The 25,748-nt window shown below is 43.8% G+C and carries 29 protein-coding genes; 17 read left to right on the top strand and 12 right to left on the bottom strand.

The window, feature by feature from the left end:
* Positions 1-56 precede the first annotated feature (56 nt).
* Positions 57-1,256, bottom strand: a complete 1,200-nt coding sequence (gene coaBC, locus FKN16_RS08220; protein ID WP_164666575.1) for a bifunctional phosphopantothenoylcysteine decarboxylase/phosphopantothenate--cysteine ligase CoaBC — start codon at positions 1,254-1,256, stop codon at positions 57-59.
* Positions 1,257-1,449: 193 nt separating this feature from the next.
* Between coaBC and FKN16_RS08215 the strand changes: the two genes are divergently transcribed.
* The 8 genes from FKN16_RS08215 to FKN16_RS08180 all read left to right on the top strand — a co-directional run bounded on the left by FKN16_RS08215 (position 1,450) and on the right by FKN16_RS08180 (position 7,787).
* Complete coding sequence (locus tag FKN16_RS08215; RefSeq protein WP_012841194.1) at positions 1,450-3,123, top strand: methyl-accepting chemotaxis protein; 1,674 nt, start codon at positions 1,450-1,452, stop codon at positions 3,121-3,123.
* 114 nt (positions 3,124-3,237) lie between these two features.
* Positions 3,238-3,912, top strand: coding sequence for a DNA repair protein RadC (radC, locus tag FKN16_RS08210; RefSeq protein ID WP_170902459.1), 675 nt, complete (start codon positions 3,238-3,240; stop codon positions 3,910-3,912).
* A gap of 302 nt (positions 3,913-4,214) precedes the next feature.
* Positions 4,215-4,451, top strand: coding sequence for a 50S ribosomal protein L28 (rpmB, locus tag FKN16_RS08205; RefSeq protein ID WP_005384783.1), 237 nt, complete (start codon positions 4,215-4,217; stop codon positions 4,449-4,451).
* Positions 4,452-4,464: 13 nt separating this feature from the next.
* Positions 4,465-4,635: a 50S ribosomal protein L33 gene (gene rpmG / locus FKN16_RS08200; RefSeq protein WP_004410866.1), complete on the top strand. Its 171-nt coding sequence runs from the start codon at positions 4,465-4,467 to the stop codon at positions 4,633-4,635.
* A gap of 279 nt (positions 4,636-4,914) precedes the next feature.
* Positions 4,915-5,391, top strand: a complete 477-nt coding sequence (locus tag FKN16_RS08195) for a hypothetical protein (RefSeq protein ID WP_170902458.1) — start codon at positions 4,915-4,917, stop codon at positions 5,389-5,391.
* A 95-nt stretch (positions 5,392-5,486) separates the two neighbouring features.
* Positions 5,487-6,296, top strand: coding sequence for a bifunctional DNA-formamidopyrimidine glycosylase/DNA-(apurinic or apyrimidinic site) lyase (gene mutM, locus FKN16_RS08190; protein ID WP_170902457.1), 810 nt, complete (start codon positions 5,487-5,489; stop codon positions 6,294-6,296).
* Positions 6,297-6,382: 86 nt separating this feature from the next.
* On the top strand, positions 6,383-6,865 hold the full coding sequence (gene coaD, locus FKN16_RS08185; protein WP_005395788.1) for a pantetheine-phosphate adenylyltransferase: 483 nt from the start codon (positions 6,383-6,385) through the stop codon (positions 6,863-6,865).
* Entirely contained in the window at positions 6,852-7,787 is a 936-nt protein-coding gene (locus tag FKN16_RS08180; protein ID WP_170902456.1) for a glycosyl transferase family 90, read from the top strand. Before coaD ends, FKN16_RS08180 begins: the two co-directional genes overlap by 14 nt.
* Positions 7,788-7,818: 31 nt before the next feature.
* Here FKN16_RS08180 and FKN16_RS08175 read toward each other — a convergent pair whose 3' ends face one another.
* Genes FKN16_RS08175 through FKN16_RS08165 form a run of 3 tightly spaced genes read right to left on the bottom strand, consistent with a single transcriptional unit; the run spans position 7,819 to position 10,462 of the window.
* Entirely contained in the window at positions 7,819-8,607 is a 789-nt protein-coding gene (locus tag FKN16_RS08175; RefSeq protein ID WP_170902455.1) for a glycosyltransferase family 2 protein, read from the bottom strand.
* On the bottom strand, positions 8,604-9,371 hold the full coding sequence (locus FKN16_RS08170) for a glycosyltransferase family 2 protein (protein WP_005395793.1): 768 nt from the start codon (positions 9,369-9,371) through the stop codon (positions 8,604-8,606). Before FKN16_RS08170 ends, FKN16_RS08175 begins: the two co-directional genes overlap by 4 nt.
* A gap of 35 nt (positions 9,372-9,406) precedes the next feature.
* Positions 9,407-10,462, bottom strand: coding sequence for a glycosyltransferase family 9 protein (locus FKN16_RS08165; protein ID WP_130544845.1), 1,056 nt, complete (start codon positions 10,460-10,462; stop codon positions 9,407-9,409).
* Between the two features lie 107 nt (positions 10,463-10,569).
* Here FKN16_RS08165 and FKN16_RS08160 point away from each other — a divergent pair, with 107 nt between their 5' ends.
* The 9 genes from FKN16_RS08160 to FKN16_RS08120 all read left to right on the top strand — a co-directional run bounded on the left by FKN16_RS08160 (position 10,570) and on the right by FKN16_RS08120 (position 17,534).
* Positions 10,570-10,977, top strand: a complete 408-nt coding sequence (locus FKN16_RS08160) for a diacylglycerol kinase (RefSeq protein WP_164666568.1) — start codon at positions 10,570-10,572, stop codon at positions 10,975-10,977.
* Between the two features lie 11 nt (positions 10,978-10,988).
* Positions 10,989-11,699 (top strand): 3-deoxy-D-manno-octulosonic acid kinase, encoded by a 711-nt coding sequence (locus tag FKN16_RS08155; RefSeq protein ID WP_170902454.1) that lies wholly within the window; start codon positions 10,989-10,991, stop codon positions 11,697-11,699.
* Between the two features lie 142 nt (positions 11,700-11,841).
* Complete coding sequence (rfbB, locus tag FKN16_RS08150) at positions 11,842-12,909, top strand: dTDP-glucose 4,6-dehydratase (protein ID WP_170902453.1); 1,068 nt, start codon at positions 11,842-11,844, stop codon at positions 12,907-12,909.
* Positions 12,909-13,775, top strand: a complete 867-nt coding sequence (gene rfbA / locus FKN16_RS08145; protein ID WP_170902452.1) for a glucose-1-phosphate thymidylyltransferase RfbA — start codon at positions 12,909-12,911, stop codon at positions 13,773-13,775. Before rfbB ends, rfbA begins: the two co-directional genes overlap by 1 nt.
* Positions 13,776-14,195 carry an FdtA/QdtA family cupin domain-containing protein gene (locus tag FKN16_RS08140; RefSeq protein ID WP_064368912.1) on the top strand — a complete coding sequence of 140 codons (420 nt, stop codon included), beginning with the start codon at positions 13,776-13,778 and terminating at the stop codon, positions 14,193-14,195. It begins immediately after the preceding gene.
* Positions 14,173-14,643: an acyltransferase gene (locus FKN16_RS08135; RefSeq protein WP_064368913.1), complete on the top strand. Its 471-nt coding sequence runs from the start codon at positions 14,173-14,175 to the stop codon at positions 14,641-14,643. Before FKN16_RS08140 ends, FKN16_RS08135 begins: the two co-directional genes overlap by 23 nt.
* Positions 14,636-15,745: a DegT/DnrJ/EryC1/StrS family aminotransferase gene (locus FKN16_RS08130; RefSeq protein ID WP_164666565.1), complete on the top strand. Its 1,110-nt coding sequence runs from the start codon at positions 14,636-14,638 to the stop codon at positions 15,743-15,745. Before FKN16_RS08135 ends, FKN16_RS08130 begins: the two co-directional genes overlap by 8 nt.
* Positions 15,742-16,674: a glycosyltransferase family 2 protein gene (locus FKN16_RS08125; RefSeq protein WP_170902451.1), complete on the top strand. Its 933-nt coding sequence runs from the start codon at positions 15,742-15,744 to the stop codon at positions 16,672-16,674. The genes FKN16_RS08130 and FKN16_RS08125 overlap by 4 nt, the downstream gene beginning before the upstream one ends.
* Positions 16,671-17,534 (top strand): hypothetical protein, encoded by an 864-nt coding sequence (locus FKN16_RS08120; RefSeq protein WP_086046452.1) that lies wholly within the window; start codon positions 16,671-16,673, stop codon positions 17,532-17,534. The genes FKN16_RS08125 and FKN16_RS08120 overlap by 4 nt, the downstream gene beginning before the upstream one ends.
* Before the next feature lie 52 nt (positions 17,535-17,586).
* Here the strand turns inward: FKN16_RS08120 and FKN16_RS08115 are convergent, their stop codons facing one another.
* The 8 genes from FKN16_RS08115 to rfaD all read right to left on the bottom strand — a co-directional run bounded on the left by FKN16_RS08115 (position 17,587) and on the right by rfaD (position 25,697).
* Complete coding sequence (locus FKN16_RS08115) at positions 17,587-18,267, bottom strand: acylneuraminate cytidylyltransferase (protein WP_048626031.1); 681 nt, start codon at positions 18,265-18,267, stop codon at positions 17,587-17,589.
* Between the two features lie 2 nt (positions 18,268-18,269).
* Complete coding sequence (locus FKN16_RS08110) at positions 18,270-18,905, bottom strand: HAD hydrolase-like protein (protein WP_170902450.1); 636 nt, start codon at positions 18,903-18,905, stop codon at positions 18,270-18,272.
* Positions 18,889-20,499 (bottom strand): aldolase catalytic domain-containing protein, encoded by a 1,611-nt coding sequence (locus tag FKN16_RS08105; RefSeq protein WP_145473335.1) that lies wholly within the window; start codon positions 20,497-20,499, stop codon positions 18,889-18,891. Before FKN16_RS08105 ends, FKN16_RS08110 begins: the two co-directional genes overlap by 17 nt.
* Before the next feature lie 103 nt (positions 20,500-20,602).
* Entirely contained in the window at positions 20,603-21,877 is a 1,275-nt protein-coding gene (waaA, locus tag FKN16_RS08100) for a lipid IV(A) 3-deoxy-D-manno-octulosonic acid transferase (RefSeq protein WP_145473334.1), read from the bottom strand.
* The gene (waaF, locus tag FKN16_RS08095) at positions 21,871-22,926 is read right to left on the bottom strand and encodes a lipopolysaccharide heptosyltransferase II (RefSeq protein WP_170902449.1); all 1,056 of its coding nucleotides are present in this window, start codon (positions 22,924-22,926) and stop codon (positions 21,871-21,873) included. Before waaF ends, waaA begins: the two co-directional genes overlap by 7 nt.
* A complete protein-coding gene (locus tag FKN16_RS08090; protein WP_170902448.1) occupies positions 22,923-23,645 on the bottom strand; it encodes a glycosyltransferase family 25 protein in 723 nt (240 codons plus the stop codon). The genes waaF and FKN16_RS08090 overlap by 4 nt, the downstream gene beginning before the upstream one ends.
* The gene (gene lpxM / locus FKN16_RS08085; RefSeq protein ID WP_170902447.1) at positions 23,642-24,628 is read right to left on the bottom strand and encodes a lauroyl-Kdo(2)-lipid IV(A) myristoyltransferase; all 987 of its coding nucleotides are present in this window, start codon (positions 24,626-24,628) and stop codon (positions 23,642-23,644) included. The genes FKN16_RS08090 and lpxM overlap by 4 nt, the downstream gene beginning before the upstream one ends.
* Positions 24,629-24,755: 127 nt before the next feature.
* Complete coding sequence (gene rfaD, locus FKN16_RS08080; RefSeq protein WP_048626024.1) at positions 24,756-25,697, bottom strand: ADP-glyceromanno-heptose 6-epimerase; 942 nt, start codon at positions 25,695-25,697, stop codon at positions 24,756-24,758.
* Between the last annotated feature and the right edge of the window lie 51 nt (positions 25,698-25,748).

Genomic DNA, 25,748 nt, shown 5'->3' with positions numbered 1-25,748 from the left:
TTGTACCAAATTTATGCCAGCTTTTGTGAAAAGTTGGCAGGGTTTTCAAACGTTAGTTACATCAATTGATGCATTTTTTCGAGAATTTTAAAGCTCAATGCTTCTTTTGATTCTAAATCGAGCGCAAGTTCACCCTCAGGCCAGTACAGGGTAATCGCGTTGTCGTTGCTGTTAAATCCTTGCCCTGCAACCGAAACGTCGTTTGCACAGATCATATCGAGGTTTTTCTTTGTTAACTTGCCTCGAGCGTAGGTCTCTACGTCATTGGTTTCAGCCGCAAAGCCGACGGTAAACGGACGCTTCTCCGTCATTGCTGCTACAGATGCAACAATATCAGGATTTTTAACCATATTAATGACCATTTCGTCGTTGTCTTCTGTCTTTTTCAACTTTTGAGACGCGATCGTTTGTGGGCGGTAGTCCGCAACGGCAGCGCAGCTAATAAACGCATCATGCTTGTTTGCGTGTGCAATAACGGCTTCGTGCATCTCTTGTGCACTGGAAACATTAATGCGCTCAGCACCTACGGGCGTATTTAAACTGACAGGACCGCTCACGAGGGTGACTTTGGCTCCCATCTGCGCTGCGGCGCTCGCCAATGCATAGCCCATTTTCCCGGAGCTATGATTCGTAATGTAACGCACTGGGTCAATCGCTTCGCGAGTTGGGCCTGCGGTGATGAGTATCGACTTACCTTCTAGCAATTTTGGCTGAAAGAACTGTTCACATAGATGCACTAGCTGCATTGGTTCCAGCATTCGACCTGGGCCCACATCGCCACAGGCTTGCTCTCCTGCAGCGGGGCCCCAGATGTGCATACCGCGACGCGCTAACGTTGCGATGTTCTCTTGGGTTGCGATATTGCGATACATCTGTTGATTCATCGCAGGAGATACAGCAACAGGGGAATCCGTCGCGAGCACAAGCGTGGTAAGCAAATCGTTCCCCATACCTGCAGACATGCGCGCGATTAAGTCCGCGGTCGCTGGCGCTAATAGTACTAAATCTGCCCATTTGGCCAATTCAATATGGCCCATAGAGGCTTCCGCCGCTGGGTCTAATAAACTGTCCGAGACAGGACGGCCCGAAACGGCTTGCATGGTTAAAGGGGTAATGAACTCTTTTGCTGCTTTCGTCATTACCACTTGAACTTGCGCTCCTCTCTCTATGAGGCGACGGGTTAGCTCCGCACATTTATACGCAGCAATACCGCCACTGATGCCGAGTAGAATTTTCTTTCCTGCTAGTGTTTGCATGTGAGATCTCCAATTTGATGACCGGATTTTAACACAATTCAAAGTCTGACCGCCCGAGCATATATAACGAGAAGATAATTCACATCAAACTCCAGAGTATTAATCTGACCGAGGAAGGGAAAATTCTCGCCTACCTCACAGACAAGTTGCGCGGAGTTTGCAAGTCTGAAAAGAAAAAGAGGTACTGGAAACCATGGTGTTGAAAAGTCGAAATAAATTGCTGCTGATAACCCTAATTCCGCTGTTGTTGATCACCACGTTGATCTCAGTGGTGTATTACATCAACAGCAGTAAAAGTTTGGAAGCGGAGCTGGCAAGAGATAGGCAAGAGCTCATCGAAACGAAAAAGAAAGAGTTACAAGCCTACATGATGATGGGTGTGACGGCGATAAAACCGTTATACGACACGGATGTAAATGGAAGTAATAAAGAGGCAGCAAAAGAAATTCTGAAAGCCATGCGCTTTGAAAGCGATGGTTACTTTTTTGCCTACGACTCTCAAGGTGTGAATACGTTACATGCCATCAAACCTTCTTTAGAGGGTAAAAACCTTTACGACTTAAAAGATGAAAATGGGGTCGCAGTTATCGCGGGCTTGATTGATGCTTCTCAAAAAGGGGATGGGTTCCTCTATTTCTCGTGGCACAAACCGACCATTGACGCACAAGCGCCTAAGCTAGGCTATGCAGAATATTTATCGAAATGGGACTGGGTTTTAGGCACTGGTGTTTATATTGATGACATCGACCAGCAAGTTGCGATGCACAGAGAGTTAAAGACTCAAGAGCTAAAAGAGCATACGTTATCTGCCGTGTTGATTTCCGTTATTGGGTTGATCATTACCAGTGTTCTCACCAGTATCGTGGTGTCGAAAGGCATTCAGCCATTACAACATGTCGCGGCATCATTGAAAGATGTAGCCGCAGGCGGCGGTGACTTAACGGCTCGTTTAAAAGTCGAAAGTCAGGATGAAGTCGGTGAAGTGGCGGCCGCGTTTAATGAGTTTATGGATAAGCTGCACCCACTGATGCAGGATATCCACCGCTCTGCGACGACAGTACAGACCGTCTCTCAAAGCCTGAACACTCAGACCAGCCAAGCGAGCGGTCAAATGCAGGATCACTGTTTAGAGACGGACAAAGTCGTGACGGCAGTGACGCAAATGAGCATGACAGCCAAAGAAGTAGCCAGCAATACCAATGCGACAGCACAGGCGATTGAGGATGCCAACAGTCAAGTTACCGAAGCTCAGCGTGAAGTGGAACAAGCAATAGAAGGTATTACCGAGCTAGTAATGGAGATAGACAGTACGTCAGATGCAATTTCTGAGTTGAGTTTACAAACCGAGAAAATAACCAAAGTACTGGATGTGATTGGTGAGATAGCCGAGCAAACGAATTTGTTGGCCCTAAATGCGGCGATTGAAGCGGCTAGAGCCGGTGAGCAAGGTCGAGGGTTTGCCGTCGTTGCGGATGAAGTTCGCTCGTTAGCCAGTCGTACACAAAATAGTACTCATGAAATTGGCGACATGCTCAAGCAGCTACAAAATGGTGTATCAAGAGCGGTCAGTACGATGTCGGTGAGCCAAAAACGAGGTGTAAAAACGGCGGAAGAATCGGCGCTCATTCAGCAATCTCTTTCTGGTGTTCATCATTCTATCGGAACAATTCGAGATATGGGTATTCAAACCGCGTCTGCCGCCGAAGAGCAAAGTGCGGTTGCAGAAGACATCAACCAAAACTTAGTGGCTATTCAACAGATCGTGAACAACATTAATGAGACGTTGCAGCATGCCGAGTCAATCAGCACGCAGCTATCACAATCTGGAACAGAAATTCACGGCTTGGTTGGCAACTTTAAACTCTGATGAACTGTTAAGTTGCATGGAAAGCACTGATGGTACGAAGAAAGCGAAAGTCATACTCGACTTTCGCTTTTTGTTTTGTGGAATAGGGGCACTTTCCATATAAAGAGACATCAGATGATACTGAAAGCTATGCCAACTGAGTCCATGCCCAGAGAGAAGTTGTTGCAACGAGGACCGCAAGCATTGACCGATGCTGAGCTACTGGCCATTTTCTTGCGCACGGGCACCCACGGAATGAACGTTATTGAGCTTGCAGACTTCCTTATTCAAGACTTTGGTTCGCTCAGACAACTATTTTCAGCATCAGAAGAAGAGTTTTGTCGTCACAAAGGATTGGGGCAAGCCAAGTATGTTCAGTTGCAAGCGGTACTAGAAATGACACAACGCTATTTGGCGGAGACGCTAAAGCGCGGTGATGCCTTAACCAGCCCCGACCAAACTAAGTTATATCTTTCTTCTATTTTAAGGGATCGGCAAAGAGAGGCTTTTTATATTCTTTTTCTCGATAACCAGCACCGAGTGATAAAAGATGAAATTTTATTTGAAGGAACGTTGGATGCCGCGTCGGTGTATCCGAGAGAAGTCGTCAAGCGTGCTCTGCATCATAACGCGGCGGCTTTGATTCTAGCGCACAATCATCCTTCAGGCGTCGCTGAGCCGAGCCAAGCTGACAGAAGGATTACAAGGCGTCTCACCGACGCATTAGCATTGGTGGATATTCGTATTTTGGACCATTTCGTCATCGGAGATGGGGAAAGTGTCTCTTTTGCTGAAAGAGGCTGGATATAACTGTGCGTTTTTTAGGTTGTTAGTTGCTAAAAATCTGCTATCATCCACGCCACTAAATTTTTAACTGAATTCAGCTTGGACTGCTAAAAAAATCTGCTGTCTAAAAAAAGATCACGAAAACCTGTAAAAAGGATCTGTTCGGGTCTTGAGCAATGCATATCAAGTTAGTATAATGCGCGACCTTTGATAGCCTTGTATGGATTTTCCATAGCGGTTCTTAACCTCTAACTTCTTTTCGAGAGATAGAGAGGTTCGGCCACCAAGGTTGATATCGAGCTGAAACGATTTTGGAGAAGACATTCATGTCACGAGTATGCCAAGTAACTGGTAAGCGTCCAGTAACGGGTAACAACCGTTCACACGCACGAAATGCTACTAAGCGTCGTTTTCTGCCGAACCTACAAACTCATCGTTTCTGGGTAGAGAGCGAAAAACGTTTTGTTAAACTACGTCTATCTGCTAAAGGTATGCGCATCATCGACAAGAAAGGTATTGATACTGTTCTTGCAGACATGCGTGCACGTGGCGAAAACGTTTAAGAGGAAATAAGCAATGGCAAAGAAAGGCGTTCGTGAGAAAATCCGTCTAGTATCTTCTGCAGGTACAGGCCACTTCTACACAACTGATAAGAACAAGCGTAACATGCCAGGCAAATTTGAGATCAAAAAGTTTGATCCAGTAGTTCGCCAGCACGTTATGTACAAAGAAGCAAAAATCAAATAAATAATTGGTTTCAGTCTCTTTGATGAATTGAAAAACCCAACTTTCGAGTTGGGTTTTTTATTACCTAAAGAAAAGTGCTGAAGAAAAGTGTTCAGTACGTCATCGGATTATAAAGCACTGCTGAAGTCATTTTACTGGTCCGACTCTATACTTGAATTTTTGATTGTTCGCTCTCTGTCGCCTAGTCACCACTTCTCTACACACTTGCACACCGTTGTTCTAGTCAAGATCAATAGTCTTTGGTAGTTTACTCATAACTATAAGAGAGTAGAGATGGTTATGCGTGTGAGTCCGGCTCGTCGCCGCCGATGGAACAATATTCTTATTCTGGGCATTATCGCGTTTATAGTGATCTTAAATGCGCCGATGTGGATCAAAACTTACCTATTAACAGACCAAGCAGACCCTTACCCAAATGTACTTCGCTCCGACTATACGGTTGAGTCTTTGTACTATAGTGGCTGGGAGTTCGAACTGCATGATGGACGATGGCAATCCAATATCAAAGTCGATGCACCGATCAGTGAGCTTGTATCACGCTGGCAGTCATTGGAAGGGACCGAGCTTACCTCGGAACAGTTCGATCATTTAAAACCTAACCTGACGGCACCTGAAACGGTAGAAGTCTGGTATCAGGATCTCGAAGAGCCGCAGCGGGTGACTTTCTTTCGTTTACCTGATTTCTGGCTATTTAAAACCTGGCAAGACAAATGGGTCGCTATCTCCGTCGATGAAAACTACCTTATGCCAGAGTAGAGCCTTTTTGCGCCTATACCCCTTTCCCTATTTATCGTTTTTCTTTTCGATTATGCTAGCAGCGAGAACTATTAGCCGGTGAATTGGAGAATCTAATGCCTGAGTTGCCAGAAGTTGAAGTCAGTCGTATGGGGATTAGCCCCCACATGGTTGGACAAACGATCCAGTCGTTTACTTTTCGAACGCCTAAATTGCGCTGGGATATTCCTATAGAGCTTAAAAAATTGGAAGGGCAGGTGATCCGTGCGATTAGCCGTCGTGCGAAATACTTACTGATCGAGACAAACACAGGTACAGCCATTGTTCACTTGGGCATGTCGGGGTCTTTACGTGTCCTAGATGCCGACTTTCCGCCAGCAAAGCACGATCATGTAGATCTCAAACTAAGCAGTGGAAAAATACTGCGTTATAACGATCCGCGTCGTTTTGGGGCATGGCTGTGGTGTGCTCCTGGCGAGTCACATGCTGTACTAGCAAACATGGGGCCTGAGCCTTTAACTGAAGAGTTCAATGCGGAATATGTAGTGGAGAAAGCTAAAAATAAGCGTGTCGCCGTCAAGCAGTTCATCATGGACAACAAAGTCGTGGTTGGTGTCGGGAACATCTACGCGAATGAGTCGTTGTTTAAATCTCGAATTCACCCTTCAAGGCCTGCAGGTAAGCTGACTTCTCAAGAGTGGGGGGTACTTGTTGAAAATATCAAAATGACACTTGAGATTGCCATTACGCAAGGTGGGACTACGCTGAAAGATTTTGCGCAAGCCGATGGAAAGCCGGGTTACTTTGCACAAGAGTTACTAGTTTACGGAAAAGCCGGAGAGCCATGCCCAGAGTGCGGCGAACGACTTCAAGAGCTAAAAATAGGGCAGCGTAATACCTTCTTTTGTGGTGAGTGTCAGAAGTAAGACGAGCTAATATCGAGCTTAAGTTGTTGTAATCTTGCGCTCGAGCCTCAATAATTCAATCAGTTTCGAATAACTTAGTAAATTATATGAAAGTCATTTATCCGGGCACTTTTGATCCAGTGACTAATGGTCACCTCAATCTAATAGAACGTACTCACGAAATGTTTGATGAGGTTGTGATTGGCGTAGCCGCAAGCCCATCGAAGAACACCATGTTTTCATTGGAAGAGCGCGTTGCACTGATGCAGGACGTTGTAGCGCATTTACCTGGTGTGACGGTAAAGGGGTTCTCTGGGTTATTAGTGGATTTCGCGAGAGATGAGCAAGCTAAGGTTCTTATTCGTGGTTTGCGAACAACGGTAGACTTTGAATACGAGTTTGGACTGACCAACATGTACCGAAAGCTATTACCAGGTATCGAAAGTGTATTTTTGACACCTGAAGAAGAGTTTGCGTTTCTATCGTCGACTATCGTGAGAGAAGTGGCCATTCATGGCGGAAGTATCGATCAGTTCGTTCCCAAGCCAGTAGCCATCGCGATTGGGGAAAAACTGAATGAAAGACAGTAAGTTCCCTTATTATTTCTCAAACGCTCTCTCGATACTTATCCCTCGTTTTGTATATCGAGCACAAGCAAAGCGTTTACTTTCGAATTTAACTGAAGCCGAGAAGCACCTCTGCCTTGAGCGGGTGAACTATTACAACAAGTGTGAAACGCCGTTTTCAGTCGATAGCCGAGAACAAAGTTACGCGACTGTCGATACATTCAAAAAAACGAAAGGTTGGACGTATTTTTTCGATCTTCGCCAAGTTGTACGCTATTTCCCTTCCAGTTTTGCGTTTAACTACATCAACGGTGATGTTACACACATTCCCAATGTACCGAGCTTTATAAAAAGCCGCCCTATTTTTGGTAGCAACCAAAATTCAGTGGTATTGAAACTCAACCAAGTTCGCCATTTTAAATTTGTTGATGATCCTGTTCGCTATCAAGATAAAAAGGACATGGTCGCTTGGCGTGGTGTGGGTTTTCAGCCTCATCGTCAAAAGGTGATTCATGCGTTCTACAACCATCCGCAATGCAACATTGGCCAGACCCGCCCGGTAGAAGGGAAACCATGGGAAAAGGGCTTTATGAGTATTGAAGAGCAACTGCAGTATAAGTTTTTGCTCTGTATAGAAGGCAATGATGTGGCCACCAACCTTAAGTGGGCTATGTCGTCTAACTCCTTGGTTATTATGTCAAAGCCAAAATATGAGACTTGGTTTATGGAAGGTAAGTTAGAGGCTGGTGTCCACTATGTTGAAGTGAAGGATGACTATTCGGATTTGCCCGAAAAGATGGACTATTATCTAGCGAATGAGCAAGAAGCATTAGCGATCATTGAAAATGCGCACCAGTGGGTTGAGCAGTTCAAAGATAAACGTAAAGAGCGTTTGATCTCATTGATGGTTGCCGATAAGTACTTCGCTTTATCTCAGCAACAATAAAAAAGGGGCGTTTCGCCCCTTTTTTATAACCTTAAGCTTCTAGAAATTGTTCAACACCATTCTCACAGCGTTTAAGCTTGTTTTTAATGGTGTTCTCTAAAATCTCGTCATTTTGTCCGAGTGACGCACGAGAGTTTTCTACGTGGTACAAGTGGTAGCCTACACCTGCGAATTTTAGGTAAAGACGTGACTTACCCGCATTCAACATGCGATGAACAAACTCGCTGTCTTCGCGTCCCCATCCAACAAAATCTTGGTTGAAGCCATTCACCTCGATGACATCTTGTCGCCAAAACGCCATGTTGCAACCGCGAGTGGCTTTATCGTTATTGCGCTCGTAAGAGAACCATTTCGATAGCAAAGCGTTGGTGATGCAGTTTTTACGATTGCGAATGCCTTTGCTGAAGATAGAAGGCACTAAGCCGTTTTCCATGATGGCCTTGCTGCAGTTTTCATCCGTTAACACACGTCCACCCTGCACAAACCAATTTGGCTTTGCGACTTGTTTATGTGATTCAATAAACGTTTGAGACAACACCATATCGCCATCAATCATGATGAGGTAGTCACCTGATGCTTTTGCGATAGCACGGTTGCGGCTCATTGAAAGTTGAAAGCCATTATCTTCGTGCCAGCTATGAATAAGTGGTACGGGAAAGCCGTCACGCAGTTGGTCGATCATTGCTTTGGTCTCGTCTCGAGAACCGTCATCTGCAACGATGACTTCATCAGGCAAAACGGTTTGACGTTTCACGCTTTCTAACACCGCTTTTAATGCTTCTTTCCAGTTGTAAGTGGTGATAATTAAAGTCGTTTTCATGATTTTTTTGCCTGTTCACGTAAGTAGAGATCGATATATTTTACAAAAGTAGAGTGCATGCTTAGCCAAGCTAGAATGAAACCATGTTTGCCATCAAGGAAGCCTCGTTTGAGCACATACATCTTCAAAAAGCTAGCAAGAGCGTGAACGATAGCGGTCGTTAAACCCGCTTTCTTTTTACCTTCACGTTCATCCGTCCAGGCCTTGAGGTAGCCAGTGGTTTTATTGATGTAATGATGAAGGTGCTCGTAAGTGTAGTGATGCAGTCGACCATCCAGTTTTTCAGTTTGATAGTTTTTCTCATCAACTTTTTCATGAACGAGCGAATCATTATATTGCGTATATTCGGTGCGATATAAGCGCACAATCCAGTCTGGAGACCAGCCAGAATGGTAGATGAACTTACCAAACGCTGAGCTTAGTCGATTAAGTTTGTATAAAACGTTCGGCTTATTGGCTGATACCGCGTGTAAGATACTTTCTTTTAGCTCTGGAGTGACTTGTTCGTCCGCATCAAGCCATAAAACGTAGTCTGCCGTAACGTATTGCTGCGCAAGTTGGCGTTGTTTACCGAAACCTGGCCAATCTAGGTTGGTGTAAAACTTATCTGTGTATTGTCGGGCGATTTCTTCGGTGCGATCGGTGCTGCCCGAGTCTAGAAGGACAATCTCATCGACCCAATCTTTTACTGTGTCTAGACAAGCTTGTAAGTGCTTCTCTTCATTTTTTACAATTAAGGCAACGGCTAAGGTTGGTTTGGACAAGGTCATTTCCTTCTTAACAAATCAAGACAGTAAGTTTACTGGTATTGAGGATACAAATCTTCTAAGACTTGATCGAACATGCTCATTACTTGAGTGCTGGTAATGCGGTTCATTGCCGTTTCATCTTTAGCGCGAGTTCGCCAGCTTAACTCGTGACTGTTTTTACCTGTTTCCGCAAAGATCGTTTCTTCATACACTGAGACAACGTATTTTAGATAACGGTAAGGCCCTACTCGCAGCGGATTATGGTGTGCATAGAGCCCGATGATTGGCGTTTTCATTGCATTCGCCATGTGTGCTGGTCCGGTATCGGGAGCGATGACCATTTCGACCTTATCTATCAACGCAAGCATTTGCAGAATTGAACTTTGTCCAACTAAATTTAGACACGGTTCTTCCAAGCGAGATTGAATGGCCTCTGCCAGGTCCAATTCTACCTGAGCAGGGCTGCCTGCCAGAATCACGTTCCAGCCTTTTGCTCTGGCGTGATGAATCACATCCACATAACCTTCCGCGTTCCAGTTTTTATAAGCTTTGCTCGCACCAGGCACAATCAGCAGGTTAGGTTTACTACGAGAAATATGAGACTCTGCCCAAGCTTGGTCGTGGTCTGAATAAGAAAGTACCCAGTCTAGTTCTGCCTTTGGTACCCCAATTTGATGGGCAAAGGCCATTAAGCCATCTGCGACATGAAGAGATTGCGGGGAAGGCACTTTGACATTGGTAAATAGCGTCTGAAAATCTTGGCTTCTATCAGAAGAGAAACCAAGTTTGTATTTTGCTTTAATGCCTAACGTCGCGACACTCGCTCGAATCGCGTACTGCATATGCAATAGCGCATCAAACTCTCTGCCTTTCAGCTGTCGCCAAAGCGATTTGTAGCCATCAAGTCCCGCTTTTTTATCAAAAACAATCACTTCTACACCATCGATGGCGGCTAATAACTGGGCTTCAAGTTTACCCGTTATCCAAGTAATCTGGGTCGAAGGCCAGTGTTTCTGAATAGCTTGAATGGTGGCGATAGTATTGCAAACGTCTCCAATAGCGGACAAACGCAAGACGCATAGTGACGATGGGGCAGAAGTGAACATAATTATTGTCTGATTCGATGAATAGAGGCAGGTAAATTATGCAGACATCCCCAATAAATGTAAAATACACGGCTCGAATATAGCTAAGTACTGATAAGTGTTCTGCAATGTCAAAGACAACACCGCATCAATCGCAAGAATCTGGCAAACCGGGTAATACCGGGCTAAAGCGCATCGTTAAAGCGACGGGTTATTCGATCCAAGGATTAAAAGCGGCTTTTAAGCATGAAGCTGCCATTCGACAAGAGTTGGCTCTGTTGAGTATCGCTGTGATTTTGGCTTGGCTAGTGGATGTCGGCATGATTGAGCGTATCTTAATGATCGGGGTCGTGGTGTTAGTCTTGATTGTAGAGCTTGTGAATTCAGCTATTGAGGCTGTGGTTGATCGTATCGGTATTGAGCGGCATGAACTCAGTGGTCGAGCTAAAGACATAGGTTCTGCTGCCGTTATGGTTGCATTGGCGTTCGCCGGATTTACTTGGTTGTATATATTAGCCAGCCGATATTTAGGCTAGAGGGTAAGCGCGTGACTCAACAGTATCAAAACAACAACCAAATGATCTGGTTTGATGACGAGATCATGACAGACCCTAGCCAACCGATATTTGATGCGAAATACTGGCAGTCCTTAGACAAGGTGGTTGGCAGTGCGACGGGTAGAGGCACGACTTGGTTTATCCAACTAGAGAACATGCAAGCAGCACTGCGTCATTACCGTCGTGGTGGTTTGTTTGGGAAGTTAGTTAACGATCATTATCGGTTCTCTGGCTGGGATAACACCCGTTGTGCGCAAGAGTTTCAGCTTTTGTTGGCGCTAATCGAGGCTGGGGTGCACGTTCCTCGCCCAATTGCAGCAAGAGCCGTAAAGTCAGGACTCTTCTATCAAGCTGATTTATTAAGTGAGCGAATCCCGAACGCCAGAGATCTGGTTAGTATCTTGCAAGAACAGTCTTTATCGGCAGAAATGTATCAAAAAATAGGGCAAGAAATTGCCAAGATGCATCAGGTTGGCGTTAACCATACCGACTTGAATATCCATAATATCTTGATCGACGACAAAGATAAGGTATGGATTATCGATTTTGATAAGTGCCGTTTTGAAGCTTCTGGTGACTGGAAGGCTCAAAATCTAAATAGACTCCTGCGTTCATTTAATAAAGAGCGTTTAAAGCGACAGATTATTTGGCAAGAATCCGATTTTGAGCATTTGCAGGACGGTTACGCTTCTCAAATTTAATTGGGTTTTTTATCATTTTATAATTGATTGCCCTAAGTAAGCCTTCTTGAGTCTAACGATGCTCGAGTGAGTCTATAAACTACAATAATCATAAAGTATTCATGTGTATCTGATGACACACAAATTAACGTAGGTAACATTCGTGAAGAAAATATTAGTAACCGGTGGAGCTGGTTTTATCGGCTCAGCTGTTGTCAGACATATCATTCGTGACACTCAAGATACTGTTATCAATTTAGATAAACTGACCTACGCAGGGAATCTAGAGTCACTGGTTGATGTCTCAGAGAGTGAACGTTACTACTTCGAGCAAGTGGATATCTGTGACCGAGCTGAACTAGACCGCGTTTTTTCAGAGCATCAACCCGATAGGGTGATGCATTTGGCCGCTGAGTCTCATGTCGATCGCTCTATTGATGGTCCTGCTGCTTTTATTGAGACCAACGTGATGGGCACTTACCATCTGCTCGAAGCGGCCCGACAATATTGGTCGAACCTAGATGAAGCGCGCCAATCGGCATTCCGTTTTCATCATATTTCTACGGATGAAGTGTATGGTGACCTTGAGAGAACGGATGATTTGTTCACCGAAACCACTTCATACGCGCCGAGTAGCCCATATTCAGCGTCAAAAGCCTCGAGCGATCATCTGGTTCGCGCTTGGCAACGTACTTATGGCTTACCGACACTTGTCACCAATTGCTCCAACAACTATGGCCCGTACCACTTCCCAGAGAAGTTGATCCCTCTGATGATTTTAAATGCCCTCGACGGCAAGCCGTTGCCTGTGTATGGCGATGGTATGCAAATCCGAGATTGGCTGTTTGTGGAAGATCATGCACGCGCGCTGTACAAAGTGGTCAACGAAGGTGAAGTCGGTGAAACCTACAACATTGGTGGCCATAACGAAAAAGCAAACATCGAAGTGGTGAAAACCATTTGTGCTTTGCTTGAAGAGTTGCGACCAGACAAGCCGGCCGGGGTCGAGTATTATGAATCTTTGATCACTTATGTCAAAGATCGACCTGGTCATGATGTGCGTTACGCAATTGATGCCACCAAGATCGCTCAAGAGCTTGGCTGGACGCCAGAAGAAACCTTTGAAAGCGGCATTCGCAAAACCGTCGAATGGTACCTAAGCAACCCACAATGGTGGCAACGTGTGCTTGATGGTTCATACAGTTTAGAGCGACTAGGAGCGGGCGAATAATGAAAGGCATTATTTTAGCAGGCGGCTCGGGCACTCGCCTTTACCCTATTACACGCGGTGTCTCTAAGCAGTTACTGCCGGTTTATGACAAACCAATGATTTACTACCCGTTGTCGGTACTCATGCTTGCTGGCATTCGTGAAATCTTGATCATCACCACGCCAGAAGACCAGGAAGGATTTCAGCGCCTATTGGGTGATGGCTCAGAGTTTGGCATTGAGTTGCAATACGCGATTCAACCAAGCCCAGACGGCTTAGCTCAAGCGTTCATCATTGGCGAAGAATTCATTGGCGATGATTCAGTATGTTTAGTGCTGGGTGACAACATCTTTTATGGGCAAGGGTTTTCGCCGAAGTTGCAGCAAGCTGCAGCCTTAACAGAAGGTGCGACGGTCTTTGGCTATAAAGTGAAAGACCCAGAGCGCTTTGGTGTGGTGGAATTTGACGACGAGATGCGAGCGCTATCGATTGAAGAGAAGCCAGTCGAGCCAAAATCCAATTACGCCGTGACCGGCCTGTATTTCTACGATAATCGCGTCGTGGAGATTGCCAAAACTATCCAACCGTCCCACCGTGGCGAGCTAGAAATTACGAGTATTAACCAAGCTTACTTAGAGCAAGGGAAGTTGACGGTTGACGTACTAGGGCGCGGCTTTGCGTGGTTAGACACGGGGACACATGGCAGCTTGCTTGAAGCGGCGCATTTTGTCGAAACGATCGAGAAACGACAAGGTTATAAAGTGGCTTGCTTAGAAGAGATTGCTTATCGCCGAGGCTGGTTAACGCGAGAGCACATTCAAGCCGCAGGAAAAGCCTTATCTAAAAACGATTATGGCCGCTATCTTCTAGAGTTATTGGAAGAATAAATGTCGAATATACCGCTAATATCTTTTCAGAAAATGGGTGATGAGCGAGGTTCACTAATCTCGTTAGAGCAACACAAAAACATTCCGTTTGATATCAAACGTATTTACTACATCTTTGATACACAAAGCGGTTTAGCGAGGGGCTTTCATGCACACTACGACTTAGAGCAAGTCGCTATCTGCATGAAAGGTAGCGTGACTTTCGTCATTGATGATGGTACCACGAAAGAGACAGTGACGCTTTCCTCTCCCGATGTAGGACTGCATATCAAAGGCTTAAAATGGCGTGAGATGCACGACTTTTCTGAAGATTGTGTACTAATGGTTGTCGCTAGTGAATTGTATGATGAAGCCGATTATATCCGTGACTATGACACATTTCTTAAAGAGGTAGGCCATGCGAATTCATGCACTCAGTGATGTTGCTTCATCGACAATTGGCGAGGGGACGTCTATTTGGCAATTTGCCGTGGTCCTTGCTGGGGCTAAAATTGGTCGTGACTGTAATATCTGTGCGCATACCTTCATCGAGAATGATGTGGTCCTAGGAGATAGAGTCACCGTAAAGTGTGGCGTTTACCTCTGGGATGGCATTGAAATTGAAGATGATGTGTTCATTGGTCCAGCAGCCGCTTTCACGAACGACAAGTTCCCACGTTCAAAAGTATGGCCAGAGGCATTTCCAAAAACAAAAATCCTATCAGGCGCCTCCATTGGCGCCAATGCCACAATTTTGCCCGGCATAACCATCGGAAAAAATGCGATGGTTGGTGCAGGCAGTGTGGTCACCCGTTCAGTGCCAGACTATGCGGTTGTGGTTGGAAGCCCAGCCAAGATAGTACGTTATGTAGAGAAAAATAATGGTTAATTTTTTAGAGCTAAAGCGCTTAAATTCCGAGTACGAAGACGAATTGAAACAAGCCTGTGCACGCGTGATTGAATCTGGCTGGTATATTCTTGGCAAGGAAACTGAAAAGTTTGAACAAGCATTTGCTGACTACTGTGGTGTTAAACACTGTATAGGCGTTGCGAACGGCCTAGATGCTTTAACACTGACGTTAAAGGCTTGGCGAGAGCTAGGCAAAATCAACAAGGGTGATGAAGTTATCGTACCGGGTAATACCTATATCGCATCGGTATTGGCGGTCACCGAAGCGGACTTGGTACCGGTGTTTGTGGAGCCGGATGAGCAGACTCACAATATCAGTCCTGAAGCGATTGAAGCGGCGATTACAGAAAAGACCAAAGTGATTTTGCCGGTGCATTTGTATGGTCAGTTAGCCGATATGCCAGCGATTATGGCGTTGGCGACAAAACACAATCTTCTCGTGTTGGAAGACAGCGCTCAGTCTCATGGTGCGACACTTGCTGGTAAGAAATCTGGCGCATGGGGGGATGCCTCAGGTTTTAGCTTCTATCCGGGTAAAAACCTAGGTGCGTTAGGTGATGGTGGTGCTATTACGACTAGCGATGATGAGCTGGCAGAAACTTTGCGTGCCCTTCGTAACTACGGCTCTCATGTTAAATACCAGAATCTTTATCAAGGATTGAACAGTCGTTTGGATGAAATTCAGTCGGCGATGTTGTCAGTGAAACTGAACTACCTTCCAGCGCAGACGAAAGCGCGTCAGGAGTTGGCGGAATTTTACTTACGTGAAATCAACAACCCGAATATTATCTTACCGGAAGTAGCTGAGCCTGATGCCCATGTATGGCATTTGTTTGTGGTGCGAACTTTACACCGAGATGCATTGGTTAAGCATTTATCAGAGCATGGTATTCAGACACAAGTACATTACCCGATAGCGCCGCATAAACAGCAGGCTTATAAAGAGTTCAGTCATCTGTTATTGCCGCTGACGGAGCAGTTGCAAAATGAAGTGCTGTCATTGCCGATGTCGCCCTACTTGAGTGAAGACGAGAGTCAAAAAGTAGTCGATGCAATCAACTCTTTTAAGGTTGAGCAATGACACAAGAGCATGTGCAAGTATTAGAAGATGTGGTTTATGTCTTCTTTTGCTACAAACAATCAAGTTATCTCGATAAAACGCTTCCGGCGGCATTACATCAAACAGCATGGCCGAGCCAGCTGTTAGTATTGGACGATTGCTCTCCAGATGATAGCCATGAAAAGATTCTATCCCTTTTAGAGTTTGCGCCTAAAGGATTAAATATTGAATATCGCCACAATACGCAAAATGTTGGTTTAGTTAGCCAAATCAACTCCTTGCGGGGGCAATACCAAAATAAGCTCATTATTGTACAAGCTGGCGATGATATAGCGATGCCGAACCGAGTTGAGGAAACTTATGAAACTTGGTTGAAAAATGGTAAACCAAGCTTAATTATTGGTAGCTACGACAAAATTTCTGAGCAAGGCGATATCATTGAGCCATTTGAGTCGATCAAGCAAAATAAAAAGCCTTACACACTCGAAAATATTATTAATAGAAAGTGTGCAGTAGATGGCTGTTGCGCCGCTTTTACCTCTGATGTACTGAACGAGTTTGCTCCTTACAACAAAGACATCATCAATGAAGATCGCATCAATGTCCTCCGAGCCTTTTTGTTAAATGGTATTCATCATGAAAACAAAAAATGGATTCAATATCGACTAGGTGGCATATCAACGTTCGCAAAAGAAACACGCGAAGAAAAATATAACAACACAGTTATCAATGCTCAGCGTGAGCTGCAAGATCTTAAAATGAATTTACGAGATGCGCAGAGTAAAAATGCCAATGAAGCTGTGAGTGCGATTAAAAAACGGATGCGTTCCGCTGAGTTTATGGCATCACTTCCACAATCAAATTTTGCTTTGTACAGCGAAGCGATTTGTTATCTTGTTAAAACATTGGATTATCGAACGGTTTTAAAAGTTTTGCGTAGGTTAAAATGAGTACAATTAGAAATATAAAGCAATCGATAAGTATGAAGAGGCATTTTGCTTCAACTTTCCGTTCATTCAAAAAACGAAGTGATAAAAGTACTGACTCACCTAAAGACTTTTATCGTACATATGAGAAATGTACAGTTTTAGGTAATGGACCATCCTTAAAATCAGATATTAATAATATCAGTACAGATACTGATGTGATTGCTGTGAATCACTTTTCGGAGTCTGAGCACTTTACGACTTTGAAGCCCAATAAATATATTTTGATTGATAGCTATTTCTGGGATGAAGCCACTCATAGTTCGTTGGTGGAAAAAAGAGATAAATTGTTTAAAGATCTAAACGAACTTGTGTCTTGGAAAATGCAATTGATTATTCCTGACTTTGCAGACATAGCGTTCATTCAGGGAAATATCAAAAATAGCAACATAGCTGTAAAAGTGCTTCGAGCAATTCCTAGTAATGTAACCAATATTAAATATGGGCCAATAGCATTATCTTCAGGTATTGTTGCACCTCCAGCTGTAAATGTTCTTATCTTTGCTGTGTATGTAGCAATTTTATGTGAATATGATTCAGTGGAAATATTTGGGGCAGATATGAGCTTCCATAATGATGTCCATGTCGATCAAGAAAATAACCAGCTTTATATGGTCTACAAGCATTTCTATGGAAAAGAAGAGAAGTTGCCACTTCTAGAAAACCCTCAAAAGATCAAACCTTTTAACATGACGGACTTGATGCGATTAACTTTTCTGACGTTTTATGCACATCAACTGCTGAATAAATGGGCAGAGCTAAAAGGGGTAAAAGTCATAAATAGGTCTAATTTTTCTATGATCGATGCTTACCCTCGGCGGTGAAATTACAGGTAAGTAGACGCTACAATGGTAATGCCCACTTACCTATGATTATTTATCTATTTTTCTGTAACCAAACGGACTCTGCGAAAGTAAAGTCTTCTGGCCAATCTATATCAATTGAGCTCTCTGCATCCTGTATGTACATCGAAGGCTTTAGTCCAATTCGGTCATTTAGTTTTTTGTAGTTTTCGACGCTATTTAAAAAGACTGAGCTATCGATTTCATACAAAGGTTCAATCGTCTGAGTTCTTGGCCATTTTTCTATATTACGATCGTAGCTAATCGGTCTGTCTTTATTCCAAATAAAACCGCGTAGCTCTTTGACTGTCATTAATGAATCATATCCTTCAGAGAGGCTCGCGAGATATTGTTTTAGAATTGCACGGTAACCGGATTCATCGAGGAAAGGCGAGGTTACATGAGTCCAAAGTACGTGACCTGTAGTAATAATCGAAGGAACGTATCTAATAAGATCATCAGTGCTTGTTGAACTTGAGCCTAAGTGCTCTGGGCGTTCATCTATTCGTATGCGAGAATCTTTATATGTTGAAGCAAACTCTAGAACAACGTCGTCGTTTGAAGATACGACTATCGAATCTAGATCATTTATATTGATTAACTGATCCAGTTTGATTTTTAGCAACCCACCTTTTACACCAGCAAAGTCTTTGGTATTTTTGTTTGGGATACGCTCACTGCCTTTTCGGCATGGTAAAAAGACATGGACACTCATGCTTACCAACTCCTTAGAATATTGAAACCTTCACTTTTTGATAAGCTTTCAAGCTCTTCTTTTACATTTGAAAAAGGAAGATAGCCAAGAAAATCAATATTATTCTCTTTGGCTGCGTGAAAGTCTGATAATGCGTCACCGATCATTAGAGTCGCGCCTGAAGACTCCTTTAGGATGGTTGCAACGTTATCTGCTTTCGCGGTAGGTGATCCTAGAATTAACGTAAAATATTGCCCCAGCTTTCTTTTAACAAATACTTCTCGTAATTCGTCTTGAGCAGATCCACTCGCTACATAGAGTTTGGCTGGGCAATCTGTAATTGCTGCAATAAAATTAGGCGTTAGTTGAGCTTCCATGTATAGCTCTTCACACTGCTTTGAGTAGAAGCTTAGTATATGTTCGTACAATGCTTCATCTGTATTTAGGATGAAATGTTCAACAAAGTAACTCACATGATGAAAACGCGATTTGCCAAAATTAGCTTTAAAGTAATTGCAACAATTGTCTATTTCGAGCTCTGATACTTGGGCCATGCGTAAAGCATTACGCATGGCATCAATTTTGAGGTTATTTGAGTCTAAGATCACGCCATCGCAGTCAAAAATAACAGTATCATAGCCATTAAATAGCGGGTGCATAAATAGACCCTGCTTTTACTGGATAAGTGGTTGGGGTTAACGCTTGAATTGATGTACTTCCAAACTGCTGACTAACCATGCTAAAGATCTCATTCATTTCCATTTGGCGTCGGTCAGTCACATCATAACCATCAAAACCAACGAGAGATATCTTCTGCGCTTGACCTATAAAAGCGATACATAACGCATATGCAGCGGTATTGTCATACGGTAGTGTACAGTAGTTTTTATGGGCGGTGAGAGTATCCTTCTCTATGGTGCTACTGTAATCAATCATAGAAATATTACTAAATTTACTTAGCTCGTCTTCGTCAAAGCGGTTCTTTGGCAAAAATACGGGTTTGGCTACCTCTGAGTAATGGCTGCTTTCTGACAAGTATTTAGAGTTATGAGATACAGCAAAGTAATCGAAAAGCTCAGTGTTAATCTCATGCTTTGTATTGATGCCAATTACGATAGGCTTTCGAGTCTTAATGTATGTCTCGATCGCGACTCTATGTGTTGCCGTATTGGGCGTATTAGTGACCAGTAAAATTTCTTTTCCTGAAAAGATCCCTGATAGGTCTGATTGGCTTTCAGTTGGTTGGCTTATTTTCCCTACAGTAAGCGCTTCTTCTAAGACATCACCATTATAGCTTGTCGTACCTTCTAGCTTTTTTAAATGCTCGATAGCACCAACAATTTCTTCTGTTCCGTAATTAGGATTAGAAAGCATATTCTGAATATAAGTTGGGTGAATATCGTTTTTGGCTCCCAAGTAATATAGAAGGCTTGAGCCCCAACCGTATCTTCTTTGCATTGGCTCAAAATGGCGAATAACTAGTTCATATATTGCTGTTGGCAAGTATTTATCTAGTCCATCAAGCTCGGCGAGCAGGTTTTCGGTCTGGGCGTTCCCAGCGCCTCGTCCCATTCCGGTAACCGTCACATCCAACCATGTAACACCATTCGAACGAGCTGTCATCGTATTAGACATTGCTTGACCCATGTTGTTATGGGTGTGGATGCCAATGTCGCCATCCCAGTTTTGCTTTACAATTTCGGCAATGCGAGTGACTTCTGCACTATCCATATTACCGAGAGAGTCAGCAAAATAGATGACGTCAGGGTTTGCTTTTGCTACCGCCTGTACTTTTTCCGCTATAACCTCGGATGGTTTTCCGCCCGCTTGCATCAGATTTAAACCAACGATATACCCCATTTCTTTGAAAGCTTTAATCATGCTTTCACACTGCTCTGCTTCATTGAAATGTGCCGCGATACGAACGAGATCAACTTTACTTTCTTGTGCTGGTACAAAAAGATCATTGATGGCAGCGACAACAGGTTTACCCGCATCTAGCAAAGTTTTTGCGTCAACCATTACGCCGTATGTCGGACCTTTCGGTAGGTGTAGCGTGTTTAGAAACTCTTCAGTCGTATAAGCAAAAGGACCACTGTAAACAGACTTAGGATAGTTACGAAGCCCTAACTCAACATAATCAATTTTAGCTTTTGCAACTGCTGTGAGGTAAGCGTCAACGACTTCTGGTGAAAAGTCCCAGTGGTTATAGTAGCCACCATCGCGAAGAGTACAGTCTAAAATTTTTTGCATAATGGATATTCTTTTTAAGTTAAACAGGTAAAGTGCTTAGTACAGTAAAACATACAAGCTTAATAGTAAAAGTGAGGTATTTATCAAACTAATTATTAAGTTATTACTTATCACTTTGGGGGAGTAAGCTCATTGTTCGGTTTAGAGCGCCTTGATTGGATGAGGCCCATTTATTAGCATGCAAAGCTCGGAGTAAATATTTATCTTGTTGAGAAATGATCTCTGTAGTCCTTAGGGCAAGGGTCGTTGAGTCTGGCACAATTAAGATACCATCCACAGCTAGTAAGTTTTCAACAATCTCCTTAAAGTTGAAATAGCTAGGGCCAGTAATGATGACTTTTTCTAACATGGCAGGCTCTAGTACATTGTGCCCACCAACCTTATCTCCAATTAGGCTTCCACCCATAAAGCAGATGTCCGCTGCGCCCATCAACGTTAGCATCTCACCCATTGTATCGCCGAGATATACTTGAGTATTCGTCTCTACTGCATGCGTTGAAGTGCGACGAACAGTGTTAAAGCCTTGCTGTTGGCAAAGCGTGAATACATCATCAAATCGTTCTGGATGGCGAGGAACCAAAACGAGTAAAGCATCTGGATGAGATTTTAAAACTTGTCTATGTGCATCTAATACCTGTTCGTCCTCGCCTTTGTGGGTGCTAGCGGCAATCCAAATTGGACGATCGTCTCCAAGCTGGGCTCGAAGCTGCTGTCCTTGCTGTTTCACTTGCTCTGATATTTGAATATCAAACTTAATAGAGCCAGTTACGGCTAATTTGTCTTTATCAACACCCAGTCGTTCAAACCGGTTTGCGTCTGACTCCGTCTGACAAAGGATTTGAGCTAGGCATGGCAACATAACGTTAAACAAAGGTTGAACTTTGGCGTAGTTACAGCATGATTTTTCAGATAGGCGCGCATTCACGACAGTTATAGGGATACCCGCTTTGTGAACATTGTGAAGCGTGTTTGGCCACAGCTCAGTCTCAATGATCAACATCTGTTTTGGTTGCACTGCTTTAAGAAAACCTTTGATAGCGAACCCAAAGTCAATTGGCATATAGCGGTGTTCAACTAAATCACCCAACTTAGCAATCTGTTCAGCTCCGGTACTTGTTGTTGTGGTAACTAGAATAGATTGTTTGGGGTTTTGTTCCTTAATGGCTTTGATTAAAGGTGTTGCCGCGATGCTTTCACCGACAGAGACGGCATGTATCCAAATAGGTTTGTCGTTGCTTTTTATCTTGGGAGTAATACCAAAGTGCTCTTTCCAGCGAGAGCCGAACTTAGGCTTATTTGGTTTGCTCTTGTACAAACCAAATAAAAACAGCGGTGACGCTAGAGCGAGTAGTAAGGTATAAACAATACGAACTAACATGAGCTTATCGTAATGGCGTCAAGTTTTTGGATGCTATCTAGCACTTGCTTAGACGAAAGTTCTGTCAAGCACTTAAGGTGTTTGTATTGACATTCACGCTGGAAACAAGGGCGACAATCAATATCGGTATGAACAATCTCCACTTTTTCTGCTAGTGGGGGTGTGTACTTCGGTGAAGTTGAGCCATACACGGCAACAACATTACAACCAACCGCAGCTGCCACATGCATTAAGCCTGAGTCATTCGCGACAACAGTCTTACATGCAGCAAGCAGATCGACCGCTTCAATTAAGCTAGTTTGGCCTGCTAGAACATGAATGTTCTCATGGAATTGCGTCGGGACAAGTGCGCGGATATTGTTACAAGTCTCTAAGTCTTTTTGAGAACCAAACAACCAGATTTGATGCCCAGATCGAGCCATTTGCGTCGCAACTTCAGCGTAGTGTGTTTCGGGCCATTTTTTGGCAGGACCAAACTCTGCTCCTGGGCACAGTCCAATGGTTGGTTGGTCTTGCGTTAAGTTGAACTTTTTGAGCGTGGCTTGTTGCTCTGCCGCGTTGATTGCAAGGCGTGGGCGAGGTAAGGTTTCAAGCCCGCCAAGAGAATTAGAGTCCACCATTTCTGCTTTTGGATAAGCTAACGCTACATAGCGCTCTACCATGTACTGAAAAGACTTCATGTTAGGGCGTAAGTCATTCAATAAACCATAGCGCATTTCTCCCTTCCAGCCAGTACGAAGAGGAATGTTGGCAAACCATGGGATCAGTGCTGATTTCGCTGACTTAGGCAAGATATAAGCGTGGTCATATTGCTTTTCGCGTAATGATTTACCAATTTCCCTGCGGCCTAATAAGTTAAATTCACCATGACCGATAGGCATTTCAATAGCTTGGTGGATTTCTGGCATACGCTCAAGAATCGGTTTACACCATCCTGGAGCGATAACGTCAATTTGGCTATCTGGATGACGTTGCTTTAATACGATATATAACGATTGCGACATTACCATATCGCCGACCCACGCAGGGCCAATGACTAAAATCTTCATGCTTTGTTTTTCCAGTATAGGAATTTCAAAATTGACTCATAAGTTCTAAAAAGTTCAGCGTATATTTTATTCGCAAGAGTCATTTTGGATTTATCTTTTCTTTTACCACCAATCGTCGAAGCAATCTCAGCTCTAGTAAAAAGATCTGGAGACACGCTGTAAACTTGAACACCATGTCTCCATGGTTTTTCCATGTAGTCATCGACTGGTTCAATAAACTCTTGAGCATGCATAACAAACTTTGAGGCTGCTTTAGGTGTGACAATATATGCGGTGGTACCACAAGTTCCAGCAGAGTAGCCCCCTAACATATGATTATCATCAATCGGTACGATAGGGGTGAATGCACACTTCTGAGTGGCAGACAACTTGATGTAGTCATAAGTAGAAGTCAATGGAAGGGTATGTTTGAGTACTCGCTTCAGCCCTTCTACGGGGTCGACGTTGTCTTCTAAGATGACGATCGGTTCATCAAGCTCAACACAGCGAACCCACAACTCGTAATGGCTTGCAAAGCAGGCGACTTCACTGGTTTTTAATTGATACCCTTTGCGGCGTAGAGTAATGGTTGGACGACTTTTTTCTGAATGAAGAAAACTGTCAACAGAGCCATCTACGGCATCAAAAAATTCAAACGTAATGCCTTGTTGTTTTAACTTTTCTTCAATGCGTTCTCGGCGATCTAGCGATCGATCCAAGCTTACGACAAATACTTTCACTGCACTTTCCAGTCGCTGTTATATCTTGGTTTAAACAAATTGTAATAGTTATTACCGTCTTCTTGAGAGTGCAGCAACTGCAGTACCCACATATATTGTTCGGGTTTATCACCGACAAAATATTCAATGGCTTCATTACAGGTACGAGCGTCATGCTCTTCGCCTTTATCCAGCTCAAACGCCGGTAAAATCTCAATATCAAACGTACCATCTTCAGTGTTCATCGACGCAAATAGAGGCAGTACTTTTGAGCGTGATAGTTTCGCAATTTTGCCTAAACCAGGTAGAGTTGCTTTACGTGTGGCAAAAAAATCGACAAACACGCTATGCTCTGGGCCGTGATCTTGATCGGGTAGATAATACCCTACATAGCCATCTCGAATGGATTTCAGAAAAGGTTTAATGCCACCTGAGCGTTCATAAACGCGACCACCGTATTGAACTCTTTGCTTGTGCATCAGCCAGTCAGCAACATCATTCTTTTGTTTCTTCGCCATTGCAGAAACTGGCATTCCCATTGAAGCGAGCAAGATAGCAGGCACATCAATAGCCCAAGAGTGGGGAACCATTAAAATCACATTTTCGTTGTTATCAATGTGCTGTCGTAAAATGTCTAGGCCGCGAATTTGGCAACGGTTCTGAAGCCATTTTGGTGAGCGTAAACTTAGTAACCCGAAGCGAAAAAAGAACATGGCTGCTGTGTAGAGTGTTTTTTCTATCAAAGCTTCACGTTCTTGGAACGACTTTTCTGGAAAACACAGCTCAAAGTTAACCCTCGCTCGGTGAGCTGGCCCTTTGTGGGATTTCGACAGTTTTTTGGCTATGGTTTTCGCCAACCACTTTTGTAAACTCAGTGGCATTAATGATAAAGGTAAAAATAAGATAACACCTAACCACGTGCCCCAGTACTTAGGCGACAGAAAGTGGCGCTTAAACTCAGGGTTATATGCTTTAGGGTCGAAGTCATCACGTTTTATGGTCATGGCGTGTCTAGTTACCTATTCGTGTACTGGCGAAGTGGTTTAAATGAGAAAAAAGATATTAAGGAATGATACAGGCTATTGCACTTGAGTAAAGGTGGCAGGTTATGGTTCTGCCACCTCGTGGTGCTTAACGGTTTTGGATAGTTAAGTATTCGGCAACGCCTTCTGCAACCGTCTTGAACTCAACATCACAGCCTGCGGCGCGCAGTTTGGTCAGATCGGCTTGTGTGAATTCTTGGTAAGCGCCTTTTAGATGCTCAGGGAATGGGATGGTTTCAATTTGGCCTTTGCCATGATGCTTGATAACCGCTTTTGCTACCTCTTCAAAAGATTCAGCACGGCCAGTACCGCAGTTAAAAATGCCTGATACGCCGTTTTCTAAGAACCATAGGTTCACTTTGCATACATCACCAACGTAAACGAAGTCGCGTTTAAATGATTCGCTGCCCGCGAACAACTTAGGATTTTCACCTGCGTTAAGTTGGTTGTTGAGGTGGAACGCAACTGATGCCATGCTACCTTTGTGGTCTTCACGTGGGCCATATACGTTGAAGTAGCGGAAGCCGGTGATTTGAGAAAGGGTCTCACCATGTTCTTCAGCGTCTTGCCATAGACGACGAACGTAGTTATCAAACTGCTGTTTCGAGTAACCGTATACATTCAGTGCGCCTTCGTATTCGCGTTCTTCAACGAAAGTATCTGTATCGCCGTAAGTGGCTGCTGAAGAGGCGTAAAGGAATGGAATTTCACGATCTAGACAGTAATGAAGCAACTCTTTTGAGTACTCATAGTTGTTTAGCATCATGTACTTGCCGTCCCACTCAGTCGTTGCAGAACAAGCACCTTCATGGAAAATTGCCTCAATCGGACCAAAATCATCGCCCGCCATAATTTGGGTCAGAAAGTCGTCACGATCCATGTAATCTGTGATGTCCAGATCAACTAAGTTCTTAAACTTTTTGCCATTTTTTAGGTTGTCGACAACCAGGATATCGTTAATACCAGCTTCGTTTAGTGCTTTAACAATGTTGCTGCCGATCATGCCAGCGCCACCAGTTACGATGATCATAGAACTTCCACCATAGATTAAAATTTTCTCAGGAATTCTAGCAAGAAACGA

The sequence above is a fragment of the Vibrio sp. 11-4(1) genome (genome assembly GCF_013048625.1).
In the GTDB taxonomy this organism is placed as follows: Bacteria; Pseudomonadota; Gammaproteobacteria; order Enterobacterales; family Vibrionaceae; genus Vibrio; species Vibrio diabolicus.
Note: the sequence above shows the minus strand (reverse complement) of the source record. Positions and strands in the feature narration are given on the sequence as shown.